Source organism: Acetobacterium paludosum, assembly GCF_008086595.1.
GTDB lineage: Bacteria > Bacillota > Clostridia > Eubacteriales > Eubacteriaceae > Acetobacterium > Acetobacterium paludosum.
In genome coordinates, this window is the sequence record NZ_RXYA01000046.1 from 1 (window position 1) to 794 (window position 794).

Below are 794 nucleotides of genomic sequence, written 5' to 3' on the forward strand. Positions count from 1 at the left end.
TGCCGAAGGTGGGGTCGGTAATTGGGGTGAAGTCGTAACAAGGTAGCCGTATCGGAAGGTGCGGCTGGATCACCTCCTTTCTAGGGAATACAGGAAGTCATGGTACTATTTTCTTTTGTATGACCATAATGGTTATACAAGACAGAAGCAATAGACATAAAATTAAATAGAAGAAAGAAAACGTCAAGTCATAATGATTTAGATAACGTTCTTTTTTCAAAGGATCATATTTTTCGTCAGAATTCCTGATTGATAAAGGAAGAATTATGCCGAAAAATGTGTTAGTATTTGTATCAGTCACACGCTAACGCTTAGTGACTTGCCAAATTGAAAATTTGGACAAATACGTTTTTCAAGATATTTTTATTTATACAAGGCGCATTTATTTGAGAGCGAAGGCGCGTGCTTTGCACGTAACTGAGCGAAAAAATAAAAGCAACGCAGTAGAAATGAAAATATCGTAGAAAAAAGTGGGGGTGTAGCTCAGTTGGGAGAGCACCTGCCTTGCAAGCAGGGGGTCAGGAGTTCGAGTCTCCTCATCTCCACCATTTAAAAAAACGCATGGGCTTGTAGCTCAGGTGGTTAGAGCGCACGCCTGATAAGCGTGAGGTCGGAGGTTCAAGTCCTCCCAAGCCCACCATTTAAAAACGAACGCAAGTTCAAGCAGAATAAGGATCATATTTTTCGTCAGAATTCCTGATTTACAAAAGGAAGCATTCAGTCGAAAAATGTGTTAGTATTTGTATCAGTCGCACGCTAACGCTTGGCGACTTGCCAAATTTTATCAAATTTGG

The 794-nt window shown here is 40.6% G+C and carries 2 tRNA genes and 1 rRNA gene; all 3 read left to right on the forward strand.

The window, feature by feature from the left end:
• Nucleotides 1-80, forward strand: a 16S ribosomal RNA gene (locus FZC41_RS17100); the annotation flags it as partial.
• A gap of 392 nt (nucleotides 81-472) precedes the next feature.
• Nucleotides 473-548 (forward strand) — tRNA-Ala (locus FZC41_RS17105).
• A 15-nt stretch (nucleotides 549-563) separates the two neighbouring features.
• Nucleotides 564-640 (forward strand) — tRNA-Ile (locus tag FZC41_RS17110).
• Nucleotides 641-794: the final 154 nt, after the last annotated feature.